Consider the following 18,146-nt stretch of genomic DNA (forward strand, 5'->3'; position numbering starts at 1 on the left):
AACGTTGATCGCCGCCGGTTGGCAGGATGTCTCTAGAATAGGTCGCGCTCGCTCGTCCGAACAATGCGGCGGCGCCGCACCTACGACGGCTCGAGCCCTCTTTCGCGCAGCCACTCGCGGTTGAAGAGCCGCGTGCGGTAAATGTCGCCGCGATCGCACAGCAGCGTCACGATCGTATGCCCCGGCCCCATCTGCCGTGCGAGCCAGACGGCCGCCGCGACGTTGATTCCGCTCGATCCGCCGACGTACAGCCCCTCTTCGCGCAACAGCCGGTAGACCATCGCCACGCACGCCGGATCGTCGATGCGCACCGCGTCGTCGATCGGCGCGCCTTCCAGATTGGCCGTCACGCGGCTCGATCCGATGCCTTCCGTGATCGAGTTGCCCTCGACCTTGATCTCGCCCGTCTTCACGTAGCTGTAGAGCCCGCTTCCGCACGGGTCCGCGAGCACGATGCGGATCTCGGGATCGCGCTCCTTCAGATAGCGGCTCACGCCCGCGAGCGTGCCGCCCGTTCCCGTCGCGCAGACGAACGCATCGACCGTGCCCGCCGTATCGCGCCAGATTTCCGGGCCGGTCGTCTCGTAGTGCGCCTGCCGATTGACGAGGTTGTCGAACTGGTTGGCCCAAATCGCGTTGTCCAGCTCGGCGGCGAGCCGCCCGGCGATCTTCTGATAGTTGTTCGGGTCCTTGTACGGCGCGGCCGGCACGGAGCGCACGTCCGCGCCGAGCGTGCGCAGCAGCGCCATCTTTTCCGGCGACTGCGTCTCGGGAATCACGATCACGCAGCGGTAGCCGCGCGCCGCGCAAAGATGCGCGAGCCCGATGCCGGTGTTGCCGGCCGTGCCCTCGACGACGGTGCCGCCCGGCTTCAGCGCGCCGCGCCGCTCGGCGTCTTCGATGATGTAGCGCGCCGCGCGATCCTTGACCGATCCGCCCGGGTTCATGAATTCGGCCTTGCCGAGAATGTCGCAGCCCGTCTCCGCGCTGAGCTTCGCCAGGCGGATGAGCGGCGTGCGTCCCACGCAGTCGACGAAACCCTGCCGCACGTCCATGATCGTTCCCCCTTCCCCGCCCGCGCGCCGGCGGCTCGACCTACATCAAGGATAGGTGACGGCGCCGGCCGGCACCGCGCTTTCGCCGCCGCGAGCCGCGTACTAAGCTGGAAAGCGGCCCGAAAGCGACCGGGCCTGCGGCGCTCGCGCGCCGGTGCATTCGCGTCGCCACGAGACGAGGTGCGACATGCTGCAATTGCTTACCGTTGCGATCGACAAGCCCGAGACGACGAACTTCATTCTCGGTCAGACGCATTTCATCAAATCGGTGGAGGACATCCACGAGGCGCTCGTCGGCACCGTGCCGGGCATTCGGTTCGGCCTCGCGTTTTGCGAGGCGTCCGGCAAGCGCCTCGTGCGCCGCTCCGGCACCGACGGCGAGCTGACCGAGCTTGCGTGCCGGAACGCGACCGCGATCGGCTCGGGCCACTGCTTTCTCGTGTTTCTCGGCGAGGGCTTCTATCCGGTCAACGTGCTGAACGCGATCAAGGCCGTGCCCGAGGTCTGCCGGATTTTCTGCGCGACCGCGAATCCGACCGAGGTCGTCGTCGCGCAGACCGATCAAGGACGCAGCATCCTCGGCGTCGTCGACGGCTTTGCGCCGCTCGGCGTCGAAAACGACGAGGATGTGAGCTGGCGAAAGGCGCTGCTGCGCAACATCGGCTACAAGGCGTAGCCGCCGGGCGGCGAACGACGCTTTGGGCCGATTTCCGGCCGATTTCGGGCTGATCGCGCGCTGCGTGGGATCGATGCGTTCGCGGGCACTTCGCGGGCACTTCGCGGGCACGTTTACCGCCCCGTTCACGGGCACGATGCGGCGTGCCGGCGTGCCTGCATGCCGGCTCGAATCAGACGCTCGCCGCGCCGGCAATCGATGCCCGCCGTTCAACCGAGCGAGCCGCCCCGGCGCGCGCCGAACCGCTCGCCGCGCGGCAGACAAAACCGCGACGGATCGAACGGGAACGCCACGCGCCGCGTGCGCCCCATGATCTCGCCGCCCCCTTCCGTCACCCCGCTCCATACCGCCGATTTCCGCTGAGGATTGCGTAGGAAAACGCCGACAAACCGCTGCAGCGGATGACGCGAAGTTCGTCGTCGGCTGATTGGATCGGTGCGGCCCGTGGACGATACTTGGGTCACAACAAAGAGAATTTCATGTTTTGCGGCGGCGCTCGAGAAGCGCCGCAGCGAAGGAGACCAACATGAGCCTCGCCGCGCAAGATCTGATCGAATTGCTCCGTCTCGCCCAAGGCGGCGCCGGCGCGCTCACGCAACACCTGCTGCGCGAAGTCGCCGGAAATCTCATCGCATGCGGCGTCGCCGACTGCCGCGAAGGCTGCTGATTCGGCGGCGACCGACCGATGCGGGCGCAGGCGAGCGGCGCGCCCGCCTGTCGCCGAACGGGTGTCGAATCCCGGTTTTCGTTCGATCGATGATTCGCCGCGGCGGTTTGCATGCGTCGCCGCGATTGCATTGCATGCGATGCGCGTGTACTGACGCAATGCTCCGCCGATCGGCGCGGCGCGCGCCGCGCGGATCAACGCCGAAACGCATGACGACCGCATGACGACGACGTCCGACGTCGCTCCTCTGCCGCGGGAAGCCGCCTGAATGCCGCGGCTCGCCCGGTTCCTGACAGACTTGTCACCGCGCGGTCATCGCCACGCACCGCGCCGTCGTCACACTGGCCGGGTCCGCCGTTCCGGCGGCGACCACCAAGCGAGACATTCGATGAAACGAGCAACATCCATGGCCGTCGCGGCGCTTTTCGCCGTCGCCGCCTCATCCGCGTTCGCGCACGGAATGCCCGAGCGCGTGTTCAAGGAGCGCAAGCCGATTCGCGCCGAAACGCCGCAGCAGCCGCAACAACCGCAGCGCGACGCGCAGTCGCCCGCCTGTGCGCGCGACTGCGCGGCCGGCGCGAAACTCTCGCAACGCAACGACGGCGCGCCGGGCGCGAACCCGCGTCCCGTCGATATCGAAACCGCCGCCGGCGCGCATTCGGCCGTCAGCGGCGGCTGAGCGGTCGAGCGACTGAGCGGCGATCCGGCGTCACTGCATTACGGCATCACGGCATTACGGCATTACGGCGTCACGGCGTCACGGCGTCACGGCGTCACGGCGTCACGGCGTCACGGCGTTCGACTCCAGCGCGCGTCCGCGCGCCGTCGCGACACATCCGCCATGTCCGGCTCGGCAGATGCGTTCCACCGCATCTGCCGCATCTGCCGCATCGGCCCTCGACACGCACTCCGCACTCCGCACTCCGCACGCCGACAAACCCCGCCGCACCGATCGCCCCCCTCCCGCGCGAACGTGACAAAAATGTCATGTTCGCCTCATGTTTGCATTGCGGCACGCCCCGTAGCATCGATCGCGTTTCACCCAAACTCGATCACCCATGCCCAAGCGTATCTTCGCCGCACTCGTGTCGGCCGCGATCGCGGCGTCGGCGGTGCAGGCGCAAGCGCAGTCCGCACCGCCCGCCGTCGCGCCCGGCCGGCCGGCCGCCATGCCCGCCGACGCCGGCGCGCCTTCCGCGCCGACGCCGCCCGCGTCCACCGCCGAGTCCGCCGCCGCCCCGCCCGCGCTGTCGCTCGACGACGCGCTGAACCTCGCCGCGGCGAACAACCCGCTGCTCAAGAGCGCGCAATCCGACGCCGATGCGTCCGTCGGCGCGCTCGTCCAGGCGGGCGCGCGGCCGAATCCAAGCGTGTCGCTCCTGCAGGAAGGCTTCGAGCGGCAGGAGCGGACGACGACCGGCCTCGTCAACCAGACGATCGAGCTGGGCGGCAAGCGGCGCTCGCGCGTCGACGCCGCATCGTACGGCCGCGAGTTCGCGCTCGCGTCGCTCGACGGCCGCGCGAGCGCGCTGCGCGCCGATGTGACGAGCGCGTTCTACGGCCTGCTCGCCGCGCAGCGTCAGTTGCAGGTCGCCGAGGAATCCGCGGCGATCGCCGCGCGCTCGGCCGACATGGCGGACAAGCGCGCGCGAGCCGGCAAGGTGTCGCCCGTCGAGGCGACGAAGGCGCGCGTCGCGCAGACGGCCGCGCAGATCGAGCTGTCGAACGCGCAGACGCGCGTGACGGCGGCGCTCGCGCGGCTCGCCAACGTGACGGGCAGCGCCCTCGTGCGCGAGCGCGCCGCGTCGGGCGACCTCGATGCGCTGCCCACCGTCGAGCCGTTGCCGCAATTGCTCGGACGGCTCGACGACGCGCCGCTCTCTCGCGCGGCGAAGGCCGCCATGCTGCGCACGAACGCGCAGATCGCGATCGAGCGCGCGAAGCGCGTGCCGGACATCACCGTGAGCGCGGGCGTCAAGCGCGTCGTCACGGGCGGCGCGCCGGACAATCAAGCAGTCGTCGGCATATCCATTCCGCTGCCGCTGTTCGATACGAACAAGGGCGCGATTCTCGAAGCGGTCCACAAGGCCGCGAAGGCGAGCGCCGATTTCGACGCCGAGCGCGCGCGCCTGCGGCTCGATCTCACGCAGGCCTACGCGAACTTCGAGCGCTCGACGAACGAAGCGCGGCGGCTGAAGGCCGACGTGCTGCCGGCCGCGCGGCAATCGCTCGACGCGATGTCGCGCGGCTACCAGCTCGGCAAGTTCAGCTTCCTCGACGTGCTCGACGCACAGCGCACGCTGTTCGACGCGCAGTCGCGCTACGTGCTGGCGCTCGCCGACGCGCACCAGTCGTACGCGGACATCGATCGCCTCGTCGGCGCGCCGTCGCGCGACGCGTCCCGCCCCCTCGCCCAACTTCGCTGAACCCATTTCACTGAAGAACTCGCCATGCAACGCAAGCAATTGATCCTCGCCGGGGCGGCCGCGGCCGGCGCTCTCGCCATCGCACTGGCGCTCGCGCGCGCGCCGTCCACGTCGTCCACGCCGGCCGGAGCCGCCGCCGCTCCCGCATCGGGCGCGGCCGGCCAGCACGGCGGCACGGTGCTCGCGCAAGGCGCGCTGTCGGTCGAAATCGTGCTGTCGGAAAAGCCCGACGACGCGCGCCTCGTCGTCTACCCGTTCGCCGACGGCAAGCCCGCGCCGAAAGGCGCGAGCGTCTCCGGCACGCTGACCCGCTACGACGGCAGCCGCGTCGCGCTGCAGTTCTCGGAAGCGGGCGCGAAATACACGTCGGCGCAGGCGATCGCGAAGCCTCACGTATTCGACGCATCGATCGACGTGAAGATCGGCGCGCGGCGCGCGTCGTTCCCGTTCTCGCGCGCCGACGGCGCGATCGCGCTGAGCGACGAGCAGATCGGCGCGGCGAAGATCGGGGTCGCGCGCGCGGGCCCCGCGCAGGTGGTCGCGAGCTTCCAGTTGCCGGGCGAGATCAAGTTCAACGAGGACCGCACCGCGCACGTCGTGCCGCGCGTCGCGGGGATCGTCGAGCGGGTCGCCGTGTCGATCGGCGAGAACGTCAAAGCGGGGCAGGTGCTCGCCGTGATCGCGAGCACGGATCTCGCCGACCGCCGCAGCGAGCTGATGACGGCCGAGCGCCGGCTGGAGGCGGCCCGCACGTCGTACGCGCGAGAAAAGACCTTGTGGGAAGAGCGGATCTCCGCCGAGCAGGACTATTTGCTGGCGCAGGTGCAGTTGCGCGAGGCGGAGATCGCCGCGGCGAACGCGCGGCAGAAGCTCGCCGCGCTGAACGCGAGCGCCGCGTCCGGCGCGCTCAACCGCTACGAGCTGCGCGCGCCGTTCGCGGGCACGATCGTCGAGAAGCACATCGCGCCCGGCGAGGCGATCGCCGCCGACGCGAACGTATTCGTCGTGTCCGATCTGTCCTCGGTCTGGGCCGAGATGGCCGTGCCCGCGCAACGCCTGAACGACGTGCGCGTCGGCCGCCACGCGAGCGTCAACGCGGCCGCGTTCGAGTCGAAATCGAGCGGGCCGATCGCGTACGTCGGCGCGCTGCTCGGCGAGCAGACCCGCACCGCGCCCGCGCGCGTCGTGCTGCCGAACCCCGACGGCGCGTGGCGGCCCGGAATGTTCGTCAACGTGACCGTCGACGCGGGCACGCAAAACGTGCCGGTCGCTGTCGCGAGCGACGCGCTGCAGGACATCGACGGCGCGCCCGCCGTGTTCGTGCGCACGCCGAAGGGCTTCGTCGCGCAGTCGGTCGAGACGGGCCGGCGCGACGCCGGGAGCGTCGAGGTCGTCAAGGGCCTCGCGCCCGGCCAGATCTACGCCGCCGCGAACAGCTTCGTGCTGAAGGCGGAGCTCGGCAAGGGCGTTGCCGACGAGCACTGACGCGCCGCACGCGCCGCGCTCCGCCCCGCGCCGGCGCGCAGCGCTTTTTTTCGCATTCCAGAGGACTGTCACCATGTTTGAGCGCCTGATCCGCTTTGCGATCGCGCACCGCTGGCTCGTGATGCTCGCGATCGTCGCGGTCGCGTCGCTCGGCGTCTACAGTTACCAGAAGCTGCCGATCGACGCGGTGCCCGACATCACGAACGTCCAGGTGCAGATCAACACGTCCGCGCCCGGCTATTCGCCGCTCGAAGCCGAGCAGCGGATCACCTATCCGGTCGAGACCGCGATGGCCGGCCTGCCGAATCTCGAGCAGACGCGCTCGATCTCGCGCTACGGGCTGTCGCAGGTCACCGTGATCTTCAAGGACGGCACCGACATCTACTTCGCGCGCCAGCTCGTCAACGAGCGCATTCAGGAGGCGAAGGACAAGCTGCCGCCCGGCGTCGCGCCCGCGATGGGGCCGACCTCGACGGGCCTCGGCGAAATCTACCTGTGGACCGTCGAAGCCGACGCCGACGCGCGCAAGCCGGACGGCACGCGCTACACGAGCGCCGATCTGCGCGAGTTGCAGGACTGGGTCGTGCGGCCGCAGTTGCGCAACGTGCCGGGCGTGACCGAGGTGAACTCGATCGGCGGATACGTGAAGGAATACCGCGTCGCGCCGAATCCGACGAAGCTGATGTCGTACGGGCTCACGCTCGCCGACGTCGTGCGCGCGCTCGAGCGCAACAACGACAACGTGGGCGCGGGCTACATCGAAAAGCGCGGCGAGCAGTATCTCGTGCGCGTGCCGGGCCAGGCGCGCTCGGTCGACGACATCGCGAACATCGTGCTCACGAACGTCGGCGGCGTGCCGGTGCGGATGAAGGACGTCGGCGCCGTCGACATCGGCCGCGAGCTGCGCACGGGCGCCGCGACGGCCAACGGCGAGGAAGTCGTGCTCGGCACCGTGTTCATGCTGATGGGCGAGAACAGCCGCACGGTCGCGAAGGCCGTCGCCGCGAAGATGGTCGACGTGAACCGCACGCTGCCCGCCGGCGTGCGCGCGATCCCCGTCTACGACCGCACGGTGCTCGTCGAGAAGGCCGTGCAGACGGTCAAGAAGAACCTGCTCGAAGGCGCGGTGCTCGTGATCGCGATCCTGTTCCTGTTCCTCGGCAACATCCGCGCGGCGGTGATCACCGCGCTCGTGATTCCGCTGTCGATGCTGATGACGTTCACCGGAATGGTCAACGCGAAGGTCAGCGCGAACCTGATGAGCCTCGGCGCGCTCGATTTCGGCATCATCGTCGACGGCGCGGTCGTGATCGTCGAGAACTGCATACGCCGGCTCGCGCACGCGCAACACGCGGCCGGCCGCCCGCTCACGCGCGACGAGCGCTTCGCCGAGGTGTTCGCCGCGTCGCAGGAAGCGCGCCGCGCGCTGATCTTCGGGCAACTGATCATCATGGTCGTCTATCTGCCGATCTTCGCGCTCACGGGCGTCGAGGGGAAGATGTTCCATCCGATGGCGATCACCGTCGTGATGGCGCTCGCGGCCGCGATGGCGCTCACCGTCACGTTCATTCCCGCGGCGGTCGCGCTGTTCATCGGCCGGCGCGTCGAGGAAAAGGAAAACCGGCTGATGAGCGCCGCGAAGCGCCTGTACGCGCCCGCGCTCGACGCGTTCGTCGCGCGGCCGAGGCAGGTGCTCGCGGGCGCGGCCGCCATCGTCGCGTTGACGCTCGTGCTCGTGACGCGGCTCGGCAGCGAGTTCATTCCGAGCCTGAACGAAGGCGATCTCGCGGTGTCCGCGCTGCGCATTCCGGGCACGAGCCTCACGCAGTCGATCGAGATGCAGCGCTCGATCGAGAAGACGCTCAAGGCGCGCTTTCCCGAGATCGAACGCGTGTTCGCGCGCACCGGCACGGCGGAGATCGCCGCCGATCCGATGCCGCCGAACATGTCCGACGGCTACATCATGCTGAAGCCCGTCGACCAATGGCCGAATCCGCGCAAGTCGCGCGACGCGCTGCGCCAGGAAATCGAGGCCGCGCTTGCCGGGCTGCCCGGCAACGCGTACGAGTTCTCGCAGCCGATCCAGCTGCGCTTCAACGAGCTGATCTCAGGCGTGCGCAGCGACGTCGCGGTCAAGATCTTCGGCGACGACATGGCGACGCTCAACGCGACCGGCGAGCGGATCGCGGCCGCGCTGCAAAAGGTGCCGGGCGCCTCCGAGGTGAAAGTCGAGCAGACGACCGGCCTGCCCGTGCTGACCGTCAACCTCGATCGCGACAAGCTCGCGCGCTACGGCGTGACGGTGGGCGACGTGCAGGACGCGGTCGCCGCGGCGGTGGGCGGCCGCAAGGCGGGCCTGCTGTTCCAGGGCGATCGCCGCTTCGACATCGTCGTGCGGCTGCCGGACGAGCTGCGCACCGACGTCGAGGCGATCAAGCGGCTGCCGATCGCGCTGCCGTTCCCGGCTTCGGCGGGCGCGAGCGGCCCGGTCGTCCAGGCGCCGTACGTGCCGCTCGCCGAGCTCGCGACGGTCGACCTGTCGCCGGGGCCGAACCAGATCAGCCGCGAAAACGGCAAGCGCCGCGTCGTCGTCAGCGCAAACGTGCGCGAGCGCGACGTCGGCTCGTTCGTCGCCGACGCGCGCGAGCAGATCGCAGCGGATGTCCAGGTGCCGGCCGGCTACTGGCTGTCGTGGGGCGGCCAGTTCGAACAGTTGCAAAGCGCGAGCGAGCGGCTGAAGATCGTCGTGCCGCTCGCGCTCGCGATGGTGTTCGTGCTGCTGTTCGTGATGTTCAACAACGCGAAGGACGGCCTGCTCGTGTTCACCGGCATTCCGTTCGCGCTCACGGGCGGCGTCGTGTCGCTGTGGCTGCGCGGCATTCCGCTGTCGATCACGGCCGCGGTCGGCTTCATCGCGCTGTCGGGCGTCGCCGTGCTCAACGGCCTCGTGATGATCTCGTTCATCCGCAATCTGCGCGACGAAGGCATGCCGCTCGACGCCGCGGTGCGCGAAGGCGCGCTCACGCGCCTGCGGCCGGTGCTGATGACCGCGCTCGTCGCGTCGCTCGGCTTCCTGCCGATGGCGTTCGCCACCGGCACCGGCGCGGAGGTCCAGCGGCCGCTCGCCACCGTCGTGATCGGCGGCATCCTGTCGTCGACCGCGCTGACGCTGCTCGTTTTGCCGGTACTCTATCGGGTGGCGCACTCGGCGTCGCTGCGCGCCGCGCTCGGCGAGCGGTTCGCCGGGCGGCTCGCGAAGCTCGCGCCCGCGGCCGTCCTGCGCCGGCGGCGCGAATCATCGAGGTGAAACCAGATGCGAATACTGATAGTGGAAGACGAGCCGAAGACGGGCATGTATCTGCGCAAGGGGCTGACCGAAGCGGGCTTCATCGCGGACTGGGTCGATGACGGCGTGACGGGCCTGCATCAGGCCGAAACCGAGGAGTACGACCTGATCATCCTCGACGTGATGCTGCCGGGCCACGACGGCTGGACCGTGCTCGAGCGGCTGCGCCGCGAGCACTCGACGCCCGTGCTGTTCCTCACCGCGCGCGACGACGTCGGCGACCGCGTGAAGGGGCTCGAGCTGGGCGCCGACGATTACGTCGTCAAGCCGTTCGATTTCGTCGAGCTCGTCGCGCGCGTGCGCTCGATCCTGCGCCGCGGGCAGGGGCGCGAATCGACGATCCTCAAGATCGCCGATCTCGAGCTCGACCTCACGCGGCGCAAGGCGACCCGCCAGGGCGACGTCGTGCTGCTGACCGCGAAGGAATTCGCGCTGCTGTGGCTGTTGATGCGCCGCGAAGGCGAGATCCTGCCCCGTGCGACGATCGCGTCGCAGGTGTGGGACATGAATTTCAACAGCGACACGAACGTCGTCGACGCGGCGATCCGCCGGCTGCGCTCGAAAATCGACGACGCATACGAGCCCAAGCTGATCCATACGGTGCGCGGGATGGGCTACGTGCTCGAAGTGCGGAGCGCGCCGAGCCGATGATCAAGCGCCTGTTGCCCCGTACGCTGCGCGCGCGCCTGACGGCGCTCATCATCCTGTCGACCGCGGCGACGCTCGCGCTGAGCGGCATCGCGCTCTACAGCGCGCTGCACAATCGGCTGGCCGGCATGTCGTCGTACGAAATGTCGGCGACGCTCGCGGCGATGCGCACGCATCTCGTGAACGTGCGAAGCGTCGACGAAATTCCGCGCAAGTCGGATCTGTGGATCGATCAGCTGCACGGCCATCAGAATCTGGATCTGGCGATCTACGGCGCAGACGGTCGGATGCTGTTCGCGACGCGCGGCTTCGTCGCGACGCAGCCCGCGCTCGGCGCGCCGCAAGCGCGCGTGCCGGCGAGCGCGACGCACGCCGGCACGACTTACAGCTATCTCGCGGGCGACGCGCCGCTTCGCGACGCCAACCGGACGGCGCGCATCGTCGTCCAGTACGACGGCAGGAACGATCACGCGCTGCTGCGCGCGTATGCGTACACGGTGGTGGTGATCGAGGTGCTCGCCGTCGCGCTGACCGCGGCGCTCGCGTACGGCATCGCGATGCTCGGCCTGAGCCCGCTGCGCCGGCTCGTCTCGCGCGCCGAGCAGATGTCGTCGAGCCGGCTCGCGCATCCGCTGCCGGAGCTCCACACGTCGGGCGAGCTCAAGGAGATGGAGCATGCGTTCAACGGCATGCTCAAGCGGCTCGACGAATCGTTCGTACGCCTGAGCCAGTTCTCGTCGAATCTCGCGCACGACATGCGCACGCCGCTCACGAATCTGCTCGCCGAAGCGCAGGTCGCGCTATCGAAGCCGCGCACGGCCGACGAATATCGCGACGTGATCGAATCGAGCATCGACGAATATCAGCGCCTGTCGCGGATGATCGAGGACATGCTGTTCCTCGCGCGCTCGGACAACGCCGAGAGCCATCTGGCGATCCGCACGCTCGACGCGGCCGCGGAGGCCGAGCGCGTCGCCGGCTACTACGAGCCGATGGCGGAGGACGCGGAGGTGAATATCGTCGTGCGCGGGCAAGCGGCCGTGCAGGCGGACGCGCTCCTCTATCACCGCGCGCTCAGCAACCTGATCAGCAATGCGCTCAATCACGCGCCGCGCGGCTCGACGATCACGATCGAATGCCGGCAGGCGGGCGGTGCGACGACGATCAGCGTTTCGGATACGGGCCGCGGGATCGAGCCGCAGCATCGCGAGCGGATCTTCGAGCGGTTCTACCGCGTCGATCCGGCGCGGCACAATTCGGCGTCGGGCACGGGGCTCGGCCTCGCGATCGTCCGCTCGATCATGGACAACCACGGCGGCGCGTGCGGCGTCGACAGCGAGCCGCACGTGCGCACCACGTTCTGGCTCACGTTCCCCGCGCACGCGGCCTGACCGGCTGCGTCGCGCGACGCGGCGCAGCGCGCGGCCCCTGCGGCCCCCACTTCGGCCCCTACGGCCGCTATCGGGTGCGCGGGGTGCGTGGCCCGCGCGACGCGGGCCGCGCACGCGTCGATGGTCCGCGCATCAGCGCGCAACCGTGCGGTCATGCTGATCGAGCGCCACGTTCGTCTTGCCGCCGTGAACCGAGATCGCATGCAACTGCTTGTTGCGCTCGACGAGCGCCGGGCTCGGCGGATAGTCGTTCTTCCCCGCGGGCACGATGCCTTCGTGCTGCGCGCGGATCAGCTCCTGCCGGACTTCGGCGCGCGTCTTGCCTTGCGCGAATGCGGCGGGCGCGACGGCCAGCGTCGTCAGTGCCGCGGCGGCGGCCCATGTCATGAGTTTTGTCGTGTTCATCGTTCGTTCTCCATCGAGTTGATCACTGTCGTGCGACAGTAGCCTCCACTTTGAACGCCGAACGGTACGCGGCCATGAGCGCGAGATGACAAATTCGTCATCCGCGCCGTGCTCGGAATCGAGCGTGCGCGACGCGCGCGCATGACGAAAATTTCACGTTCGCGTCAGCGTGGCGCTGTGTCGATCCTTTAGCATCTGTATTCCAAGATCGCCGATCAGACGAGATTGGACCGAGGCGCTTGGTTCCCCCCCTCGAGCACGCGAGGCGCATTGGCACCAGCAGGTGCCGTCGCACTTATGCCGGACAGTCTCCCCCTGTCCGGCATTTTTTTGCGCGCACACGTGGCAAGGGCGCGGCTTGCGGATGCGCGCCGCGCGTGTCGATCGGCGGCGACGCGAAGCGATCGGCGGCGCTTTCGCTTTCATGTTCACTTGCGTTCGCGTTTGCGCTTGCGTCTTCGGCGAAGGCCCGGCGTCGCGTTCGCCTGGCCTTCGCCGAAAGCGCTTTGCTTGGTTCTCCGATGCATCCGCATCGCTCACGTCGAACGCGTCTCGCCTCGCTTCGCCGACAACTTTGTCATGTTCGGATCACGTCCGCGCAGCGTCGCCCGCGCAACATGTGAGCACATCGAACGACGCGCTCCGCATCCGGCGATTCGCGCACCCGGCGGCCCGAACCGGCGCCGACGCGATCGCCTCGCAGCGAGCGCCGAATTCGAATCGAACGACATACGACAAGAGGAACATCATGAAAGCGCCGATCATCGCAGTCGCGTTCGGCATCGCGCTGGCAGCCTGCGCCCCGCTTCGCCAGGATCTCCGGTCCGGCGAAGCGGGGCCATCCGTCGCATCGTCGAAGCCCGGCGACGACGGCGGCGTGAAACGCGAATCGCGACGCCCGGCGAACGAGGTCGTCGACTACGCCGGACGCCCGTGCGTCAATCAAACCCTGTACGTGAAGATGCATCCGTGCATCTTTCCGCGGTTGCAGCGCTGAACCGCCTGGCGCGTGCGGCGTACCGCACCGCACGGCGCGTCGCCGCACGCCGTCGCGAGCCGATGCACGAAGCGATGCGCTGGGCGACCGCCGCGCCGCGCGCCCATCCGACGTCGCGCCGCGCGAACCGCCCGCGCGCGGCTTCTCCCCGATCTCCGGCCTCGAACCACGGCCGCTTCCCCGCTCCCCCTCGCTTGCCGCCCGGCCGCGTCGATTGCTTATCGCCTTGCGCTTCATAACGAATCGCAAACTGCTTCTTTGTGTTTTGCGGGCCTGCTTCGTATAACTGCGACTTCCCGTCCGAACCGCCCCGACCGAAGAGCATCCCTTGAGCACACTCGATCTCGACGCGCCGATCTCGACGCCGATCCGTTCCGCGAGCGACGTCTCGCGCCTCATCAACTCGTCGGGCTCGCGCTCCGGCCATGCGCGCGTGATCGTCCTGCTCGCGCTCGGCGGCGTGTTCCTCGACGCGTACGATCTGACGACGCTGTCGTACGGCATCCAGGACGTGACTCGCGAATTCGCGCTGACGCCCGCGCTGAGCGGGCTCGTCAGCTCATCGATCATGATCGGCACGATTCTCGGCAGCCTGATCGGCGGCTGGTTCACCGACAAGATCGGCCGCTATCAGGTGTTCATGGCCGACATGCTGTTCTTCGTCGTCGCGGCGATCGCCGCCGGGCTCGCGCCGAACGTGTGGGTGCTGATCGCCGCGCGCTTCGTGATGGGGCTCGGCGTCGGCATCGATCTGCCGGTCGCGATGGCGTTCCTCTCCGAGTTCTCGAAGTTCAGCGGGCGCGGCAACAAGGCGTCGCGGCTCGCCGCGTGGTGCCCGATGTGGTACGCGGCGTCGTCCGTATGCTTCCTGATCGTGTTCGGGCTGTATTTCCTGCTGCCCGCCGAGCACGCGGGCTGGCTGTGGCGCGCGTCGCTGATCTTCGGCGCGGTGCCGGCGCTCGTCATCATCATGGTGCGCAGCCGCTACATGAACGAATCGCCGCTGTGGGCCGCGAATCAGGGCAAGCTGAGCGACGCCGCGCGCATCCTGCGCGAATCGTACGGAATCCGCGCGCATGCGGCCGACGACGACGCGCGCCCCGCGCCGACGCAGCCGCGCGTCAGCTTCCGCGAGCTGTTCAGGCAGCCGTATCTGCCGCGCACGCTCGTCGCGAGCGCGATGAATCTGTGCATTCCGTTCGAATACACGGCGATCGCGTTCTTCCTGCCGACGATCCTGTCGCAGTTCCTCGGCGCGGGCGTGTTCGAGACGATCGCCGCGACGCTCGCGCTCAACGTGCTGTTCGCGCTGACAGGCGGGCTGCTCGGGATGCGGCTCGCGTACCGACAGCCGTCGCGGCGCGTCGCGATCGCCGGCTTCGCGCTGCAAGTCGTCGCGCTCGTCGCGCTCGCGCTGCTCGGCCATCCGCAGACCGCGCTCGGGATCGGCGTCGCGGTGCTGATGCTCGGGCTGTGGCTCTTCGCCGAAGGCTTCGGCCCCGGCGCGCAGATGATGATCTATCCGGCGTTGTCGTATCCGACGTCGATTCGCGGCACGGGGCTCGGCTTCGGGCGCTCGCTGACCGGTATCGGCAGCGCGTTCGCGCTCTTCGTGCTGCCGATTCTCAACGCGCGCCTCGGCACCGGGATGTTCTGGATCGTGTCGATCGCGGCGTTCGTGCCGATCGTGTTTCTGGCCGCGATTCGCTTCGAACCGACCGCGCGCGACGTCGATATCGATGTCGAAGGCGATCGCGAGATCGCGCGCGAAGCGGCGTAGGCGATGTCGCCGCGCGGTGTTCGGTGTTCGGTGGTCGGTGTTCGGTGGTCGGTGTTCGGTGGTCGGTGTTCGGTGGTCGGTGGTCGACGTTCGGCGTTCGACGTTCGACGTTCGACGTTCGACGTTCGGCGCGACGGCACCGCGATGTGTTCGCGACATCCGGGGCGGCTGCCGTGGCGGTCCCGACTTCTTCGCGATGCCGCCATGACATCGCGCGATCCGCATGGGTCGAGCGTCGCTTACCGCCGCATCCGGCATTTCGGCGGCGTCATCTGCGATACGCGATACGCGATTCGTGCGGCGCATCGCCACACATCGCGATGCGCCGCACATGGCAAGCGCCCTACGGCGAACGATGCATGTGCATTCGCCGTCGATCGTCCGCGCGTCTGCGCCCTCAACGACGGCAACGCCCGGATGCGCGAAAGCCGGATCGCCGAACCGCCCGATGCCGCCCCGCCGCGCCCGATTTCTCGCCCGGGCGACGTACAACACGCAAGCCGCCCCACATCCGTCGAATCTCCTTTTCGATCATTCACCCGAGGACCCAGCCATGCCCCAGACACTTCCCGATCATCCGCTCTCGACCGGCACCGACTACGAAACGCTCGCGGCCCGCTTCCGCCCGATCTTCGCGCGCATCGCCGCAGGCGCGATCGAGCGCGACCGCACGCGCACGCTGCCGCACGAGCCGATTCGCTGGCTGAAGGAAGCCGGATTCGGCGCGGTGCGCGTGCCCGTGCAGGCGGGCGGCGCCGGCGCGTCGATTCCGCAGCTCTTTCGCTTGCTGATCGAGCTCGCCGCCGCCGACTCGAATCTGCCGCAGGCGCTGCGCGGCCACTTCGCGTTCGTCGAGGACGCGCTGAATGCGCCGCCCGGCCCCGCGCCGCAGGCATGGTTCGACCGCTTCGCGAGCGGCCAGCTCGTCGGCAACGCGTGGACCGAGGTCGGCGACGTCGCGCTCGGCGAAGTGAAGACGCGGGTGTCGAAACGCGACGGCCGCTGGATCGTCAACGGCGCGAAGTACTACAGCACCGGGGCGATCTTCGCCGACTGGATCGACGTCTACGCGCAGCGCGCCGACGACGGCAGCCCGGTGATCGCCGCGGTCGCCACGCATCAGGCCGGCGTGATCCGCGACGACGACTGGGACGGCTTCGGCCAGGCGACGACGGGCAGCGGCACGACGCGCTTCGTCGACGCGCACGTCGACGAAGCGCACGTGACCGACTTCGCGCGGCGCTTCAAGTATCAGACCGCGTTCTATCAGCTGTTCCATCTCGCGACGCTCGCGGGCATCGGCCGCGCGGTCGAGCGCGACGCGAGCGCGCTCGTGCGCGAACGCAAGCGGATCTACAGCCACGGCAACGCGCCGCGCGTGAGCGACGATGCGCAGATCCTGCAGGTCGTCGGCGAGATCTCGGCGTGGGCGTATGCGGCCGAGGCGGTCGCGCTGCGCGCCGCGCAGCCGTCGCAACGCGCATACGAGGCCCGCTTCGGCGGCGACGCCGCCGCCGAGCACGATGCGAACGTAGCGGCCGAGATCGAATCGGCGCAAGGGCAACTGGTCGTGTCGGAGCTGGTGCTGCGCGCGGCGACGCATCTGTTCGACGCGCTCGGCGCGTCGGCGATCAGCTCGGCGAAGGCGCTCGATCGTCATTGGCGCAACGCGCGCACGGTCGCGTCGCACAATCCGCTCGTCTACAAGGCGCGGATCGTCGGAGACCGTGCCGTCAACGGAACCGAGCCGCCGTACGTATGGCAGATCGGCGCGGGGGCCGGCAAGCGAGAAGAAGAAAAGGAAAAGGCGGCGTGACGCGCGCAGGCGCTGCGGCGTGCGCGCCGCGCATGCCCGCCCGGCGCCCGTGCGGCGCCAGGCGGGCCGATCGCTAGCGCCGCGCCGTCACGTATTGGAGCCGACGACGTTCAGCCCACCCGACCCGCTGAACGTCAGCGTGTTGTTGGTGTTCAGCACGTTGTCCCAGGTGCTGCCGCGCGCCGTCACGATCTGCGCGCCGTTCGAGAACGCGCCGTTCGCCGCCGACGTGATGACGAGCCCGTTCAGGTACGGATTCTGACTGTTGCCGTATTCGACCGTCTGCTTTCCGTTGGCAGCCAGCGATACGGTGATCGTCGCGCCGGATTGGCTGGGATCGGAGCCCTGACGGGTCACCAGTTCGATGCTGAGCGGCAATCCACTTTGATTGACGAGATTCTTGTAAGCCATGTCGCATCTCCCGAGGCGGGCCAGGTCATGGCGGCTGGCGGCGCCGGCCCGCCGGAGCGCGCCCCGCCAGTCCGTGAAGCCAGTACGAATACTAGGTCACATCGCCCGCGGCGCGAACCTAGCATTTCTGGTAGGTGTCCGAACGCGTCGCGCGCGAACCGGCAACGCGCGGGCGCGGCGTTTCGATTCGGATAGCGAGCGCCGGCCCGGCGCGCGGCCGGCGAAAAGATGAAACCGCGCGATGTCGATCGGCGCGATCGGCGCGATCGGGCCGGCCGATGCGCGCCTGCGCGCATCAGAAGATGCCCGGGATCACCCGATAGCGGACCGAACGCCGGTAAGCGCGATACGCGGCGTCCTCCGACAGGACCCGCTCCTCGCGATGAATTCGGCCGACCTGCAAGCCGATCTGCAGCGCGACCGCGATCAGGTTGCGCACGCTGAAGTTCGTCAACAGGAAGCCCGTATCGATGATCAGGTACCCGAGATACATCGGGTGCCGAACGAACCGGTATGCGCCGCGCGACACGACGCCGCGGTTCGCGGGCAGGATGCCGAACGATTTTCTCAGCGACGCCTTCGCGAACAGTTGCCAGAACAGGCCGAACAGCTGGATCGCCGCGCCGATCGTCTCCGGGATCAACTGGTGGCTCGCGCTCAACTGGAAGACGAGATAGTAGAACGTGCCGCCGAGCGAAAAGAACAGCGCGACCGGGCTCCAGTCCCGCTGTTTCGGCGGCTCGGCGAACAGCGACAAGCCGACCGTCAGCGTCGTCGAGACCGCGAGCAGGATCAGCGTGATCCGCGACGGATCGAGCCGCCACTGCATGTACGCCGCATACGCGAAAATTCCTAGCGCGAGCGCCGCGGCGACGCGCGCGAACACTTCGATCAGGATGCCGGCGAAACCCTCGGCGCCGTGCGCGGCGCCCGGGCGCGCAGCCGCCGCAAGCACGGCCGCCGCGCCGTGCCGCTTGGTGGCCCTCAGTGGCCGGATATCGTGTTCCATCGCGAGCCCCCCGTTTCGTCGCCTCATTGTTTTC

Annotated in this window: 15 protein-coding genes and 1 pseudogene; 10 read left to right on the forward strand and 6 right to left on the reverse strand. The window is 68.9% G+C overall.

The window, feature by feature from the left end; genetic code table 11:
- Positions 1-80: 80 nt before the first annotated feature.
- Complete coding sequence (locus tag WS78_RS24500) at positions 81-1,055, reverse strand: cysteine synthase A (protein ID WP_038744869.1); 975 nt, start codon at positions 1,053-1,055, stop codon at positions 81-83.
- Positions 1,056-1,242: 187 nt separating this feature from the next.
- On the opposite strand from WS78_RS24500, the gene WS78_RS24505 reads away from it, so the two are divergent.
- On the forward strand, positions 1,243-1,731 hold the full coding sequence (locus WS78_RS24505) for an adenosine-specific kinase (protein ID WP_081989383.1): 489 nt from the start codon (positions 1,243-1,245) through the stop codon (positions 1,729-1,731).
- A 209-nt stretch (positions 1,732-1,940) separates the two neighbouring features.
- Here WS78_RS24505 and WS78_RS38395 read toward each other — a convergent pair.
- Together WS78_RS38395 and WS78_RS37255 are read right to left on the reverse strand one after the other, a co-directional pair.
- Positions 1,941-2,048: pseudogene (locus WS78_RS38395) on the reverse strand (signal peptidase I); the annotation flags it as partial.
- Positions 2,049-2,191: 143 nt separating this feature from the next.
- Positions 2,192-2,620: a hypothetical protein gene (locus WS78_RS37255; RefSeq protein WP_197419464.1), complete on the reverse strand. Its 429-nt coding sequence runs from the start codon at positions 2,618-2,620 to the stop codon at positions 2,192-2,194.
- A 166-nt stretch (positions 2,621-2,786) separates the two neighbouring features.
- Between WS78_RS37255 and WS78_RS24515 the strand changes: the two genes are divergently transcribed.
- The 6 genes from WS78_RS24515 to irlS all read left to right on the forward strand — a co-directional run bounded on the left by WS78_RS24515 (position 2,787) and on the right by irlS (position 11,694).
- On the forward strand, positions 2,787-3,077 hold the full coding sequence (locus tag WS78_RS24515; RefSeq protein ID WP_059582286.1) for a hypothetical protein: 291 nt from the start codon (positions 2,787-2,789) through the stop codon (positions 3,075-3,077).
- Between the two features lie 379 nt (positions 3,078-3,456).
- Positions 3,457-4,824 (forward strand): TolC family protein, encoded by a 1,368-nt coding sequence (locus WS78_RS24520; RefSeq protein ID WP_059582290.1) that lies wholly within the window; start codon positions 3,457-3,459, stop codon positions 4,822-4,824.
- Between the two features lie 24 nt (positions 4,825-4,848).
- The gene (locus WS78_RS24525) at positions 4,849-6,309 is read left to right on the forward strand and encodes an efflux RND transporter periplasmic adaptor subunit (RefSeq protein WP_059582293.1); all 1,461 of its coding nucleotides are present in this window, start codon (positions 4,849-4,851) and stop codon (positions 6,307-6,309) included.
- Positions 6,310-6,382: 73 nt separating this feature from the next.
- The gene (locus WS78_RS24530) at positions 6,383-9,616 is read left to right on the forward strand and encodes an efflux RND transporter permease subunit (protein ID WP_059582299.1); all 3,234 of its coding nucleotides are present in this window, start codon (positions 6,383-6,385) and stop codon (positions 9,614-9,616) included.
- A 6-nt stretch (positions 9,617-9,622) separates the two neighbouring features.
- Complete coding sequence (gene irlR, locus WS78_RS24535; RefSeq protein ID WP_038744864.1) at positions 9,623-10,306, forward strand: heavy metal response regulator transcription factor IrlR; 684 nt, start codon at positions 9,623-9,625, stop codon at positions 10,304-10,306.
- The gene (irlS, locus tag WS78_RS24540) at positions 10,303-11,694 is read left to right on the forward strand and encodes a heavy metal sensor histidine kinase IrlS (protein WP_059582302.1); all 1,392 of its coding nucleotides are present in this window, start codon (positions 10,303-10,305) and stop codon (positions 11,692-11,694) included. The genes irlR and irlS overlap by 4 nt, the downstream gene beginning before the upstream one ends.
- 132 nt (positions 11,695-11,826) lie before the next feature.
- Here irlS and WS78_RS24545 read toward each other — a convergent pair whose 3' ends face one another.
- Positions 11,827-12,099: a DUF4148 domain-containing protein gene (locus WS78_RS24545; protein WP_059582306.1), complete on the reverse strand. Its 273-nt coding sequence runs from the start codon at positions 12,097-12,099 to the stop codon at positions 11,827-11,829.
- Positions 12,100-12,847: 748 nt separating this feature from the next.
- On the opposite strand from WS78_RS24545, the gene WS78_RS24550 reads away from it, so the two are divergent.
- The 3 genes from WS78_RS24550 to WS78_RS24560 all read left to right on the forward strand — a co-directional run bounded on the left by WS78_RS24550 (position 12,848) and on the right by WS78_RS24560 (position 16,692).
- Positions 12,848-13,096 carry a hypothetical protein gene (locus tag WS78_RS24550; RefSeq protein ID WP_059582556.1) on the forward strand — a complete coding sequence of 83 codons (249 nt, stop codon included), beginning with the start codon at positions 12,848-12,850 and terminating at the stop codon, positions 13,094-13,096.
- 328 nt (positions 13,097-13,424) lie between these two features.
- Complete coding sequence (locus tag WS78_RS24555; RefSeq protein ID WP_059582309.1) at positions 13,425-14,876, forward strand: MFS transporter; 1,452 nt, start codon at positions 13,425-13,427, stop codon at positions 14,874-14,876.
- Between the two features lie 553 nt (positions 14,877-15,429).
- Positions 15,430-16,692: an acyl-CoA dehydrogenase family protein gene (locus tag WS78_RS24560; protein ID WP_059582313.1), complete on the forward strand. Its 1,263-nt coding sequence runs from the start codon at positions 15,430-15,432 to the stop codon at positions 16,690-16,692.
- Between the two features lie 87 nt (positions 16,693-16,779).
- Here WS78_RS24560 and WS78_RS24565 read toward each other — a convergent pair whose 3' ends face one another.
- Positions 16,780-17,103, reverse strand: coding sequence for a hypothetical protein (locus WS78_RS24565; protein ID WP_059582318.1), 324 nt, complete (start codon positions 17,101-17,103; stop codon positions 16,780-16,782).
- 295 nt (positions 17,104-17,398) lie between these two features.
- On the reverse strand, positions 17,399-18,112 hold the full coding sequence (locus WS78_RS24570) for a methyltransferase family protein (RefSeq protein WP_059582322.1): 714 nt from the start codon (positions 18,110-18,112) through the stop codon (positions 17,399-17,401).
- Between the last annotated feature and the right edge of the window lie 34 nt (positions 18,113-18,146).

This window comes from Burkholderia savannae, assembly GCF_001524445.2.
Taxonomy (GTDB): domain Bacteria; phylum Pseudomonadota; class Gammaproteobacteria; order Burkholderiales; family Burkholderiaceae; genus Burkholderia; species Burkholderia savannae.

Bases quoted from the DNA above. Each gene is read 5' to 3' on its own strand.
- WS78_RS24565 (WP_059582318.1), bottom strand. From the start codon at position 17,103: ATGGCTTACAAGAATCTCGTCAATCAAAGTGGATTGCCGCTCAGCATC.
- WS78_RS24520 (WP_059582290.1), top strand. From the start codon at position 3,457: ATGCCCAAGCGTATCTTCGCCGCACTCGTGTCGGCCGCGATCGCGGCG.
- WS78_RS24560 (WP_059582313.1), top strand. From the start codon at position 15,430: ATGCCCCAGACACTTCCCGATCATCCGCTCTCGACCGGCACCGACTAC.
- WS78_RS24550 (WP_059582556.1), top strand. From the start codon at position 12,848: ATGAAAGCGCCGATCATCGCAGTCGCGTTCGGCATCGCGCTGGCAGCC.
- WS78_RS24505 (WP_081989383.1), top strand. From the start codon at position 1,243: ATGCTGCAATTGCTTACCGTTGCGATCGACAAGCCCGAGACGACGAAC.
- WS78_RS24570 (WP_059582322.1), bottom strand. From the start codon at position 18,112: ATGGAACACGATATCCGGCCACTGAGGGCCACCAAGCGGCACGGCGCG.
- WS78_RS24525 (WP_059582293.1), top strand. From the start codon at position 4,849: ATGCAACGCAAGCAATTGATCCTCGCCGGGGCGGCCGCGGCCGGCGCT.
- WS78_RS24515 (WP_059582286.1), top strand. From the start codon at position 2,787: ATGAAACGAGCAACATCCATGGCCGTCGCGGCGCTTTTCGCCGTCGCC.
- WS78_RS24530 (WP_059582299.1), top strand. From the start codon at position 6,383: ATGTTTGAGCGCCTGATCCGCTTTGCGATCGCGCACCGCTGGCTCGTG.
- irlR (WP_038744864.1), top strand. From the start codon at position 9,623: ATGCGAATACTGATAGTGGAAGACGAGCCGAAGACGGGCATGTATCTG.
- WS78_RS37255 (WP_197419464.1), bottom strand. From the start codon at position 2,620: ATGCGGTCGTCATGCGTTTCGGCGTTGATCCGCGCGGCGCGCGCCGCG.
- irlS (WP_059582302.1), top strand. From the start codon at position 10,303: ATGATCAAGCGCCTGTTGCCCCGTACGCTGCGCGCGCGCCTGACGGCG.
- WS78_RS24500 (WP_038744869.1), bottom strand. From the start codon at position 1,055: ATGGACGTGCGGCAGGGTTTCGTCGACTGCGTGGGACGCACGCCGCTC.
- WS78_RS24545 (WP_059582306.1), bottom strand. From the start codon at position 12,099: ATGAACACGACAAAACTCATGACATGGGCCGCCGCCGCGGCACTGACG.